This window comes from Halomonas sp., from assembly GCF_031581305.1.
Lineage (GTDB): Bacteria > Pseudomonadota > Gammaproteobacteria > Pseudomonadales > Halomonadaceae > Halomonas.
Genome location: NZ_JAVLBC010000334.1, coordinates 1 through 1,268, shown reverse-complemented (window position 1 = coordinate 1,268; position 1,268 = coordinate 1). Strand labels below are relative to the sequence as shown.

General features: G+C 69.0%; 2 protein-coding genes. Both read right to left on the bottom strand.

The annotated features are described in order from the left end of the window. Positions 1 to 486, bottom strand: a 486-nt coding sequence (locus tag RI841_RS16440) for a prenyltransferase (protein WP_310706702.1), incomplete at its 3' end; no start/stop codon positions are given. Between the two features lie 25 nt (positions 487 to 511). Continuing rightward, entirely contained in the window at positions 512 to 1,180 is a 669-nt protein-coding gene (locus tag RI841_RS16435) for an alpha/beta fold hydrolase (RefSeq protein WP_310706701.1), read from the bottom strand. Positions 1,181 to 1,268: the final 88 nt, after the last annotated feature.

The window sequence follows — 1,268 nt, the reverse complement described above, 5'->3', positions numbered from 1 at the left end:
GCCGAAGCCGATCCCTGGCGCTGCCAGGCAGAGCCAGGGTCGGCGGGTCAGCCAGCCGGTGTAGGCCACCACCAGCGCCATGCCGAGCAGCCCGTAGAGCAGCATGACCGGGCCGGTGCGCCCCAGGAACCAGGCACCGATGGCCACCACCCCAGCCAGGCAGACGAAGGCGGCGCGCCGCACCGCCTCCGCCGCCGCGGGTTGCTGGGGCAGCGCACCGCTGCCACCCGAGAAGGGGGTGCGGAGGGTGGTGGCATCCAGGCCGCTGACGAAGTCGTGATGCTCGTTGAACAGATTCACCGCGGCGTGGGCCAGCAGGGCGGCAATCAGCACCAGCAGGATCGCCAGTCCCCCGGGAGCCTGGCCGTCGTGCCAGGCCGTGGTCACCGCCAGGCCCGCGCAGAGGGGCGCGAGAAGCAGAAAGCCGGGACGCGCACTGCGCCAGCAGGCGTCCAAGCTGGAGGTCGGGGAAGTGATTGTCGTCATGGGAGTGCTCAGCGGGCAGCACAGTTCAGCGGGCGAGCCGCTCGGCGAGCCAGCGCCCGATGTCACCGATCTGCTGCGGGCAGAGCGCGTGGGCCATGGGATAGCGGCGATAGTGTGCCGGATAACCCAGCGCCTTGACCTTCTCGTAGCCGGCCTTGCCCAGCGACTCGGGGACCACCGGGTCGAAGCTGCCGTGGTGCACCTCGATGGGCAGGCTGCGGTTGGCATCGGAGAGCTCGATGCTGTCGGCCGTGGCGAAATAGGTGGAGAGTGCCAGCAGGCCACCCAGCGGGACCTCGAAGGTGAGGGCCGCCTGGTAGGCCACCGCGCCGCCCTGGGAAAAACCGGCCAGGATGATCCGCCGGCTGTCGATGCCGTGCTCGATCTGCTCCCGCACCAGGGCCTGGATACGCTCGGCGGAGGCCATCAGCTGAGGCTCGTCGATCTGGCGGTCGAGGCTCATCTCCTTGATGTCGTACCAGGCCGGCATGACCATGCCGCCATTGATGGTCACCGGCAAGCGTGGCGCATGGGGCAGGATGAAGCGCACGCCGGCATCGTCGGGCAGGGGCAGCGCCGGCACCAGCGGTTCGAAATCATGGCCGTCGGCACCCAGGCCGTGGAGGATGAAGACACAGGCGTCCACGGGCTTGCCGTTACTCGGCTCGATGATCAGTTCACCGGGGTGATTCATGGGATCGTCTCCAGGGCCGCTCAAGGGATCGGTCAAAGGTCGACACCCTACCGTAAACGCCGCCCCGCGGCGAGCGCGCTCAGAAGGG

What these genes read in the sequence shown, in the direction of transcription:
- RI841_RS16435 (WP_310706701.1), bottom strand. Translation starts at nt 1,180, where the DNA reads ATGAATCACCCCGGTGAACTGATCATCGAGCCGAGTAACGGCAAGCCC.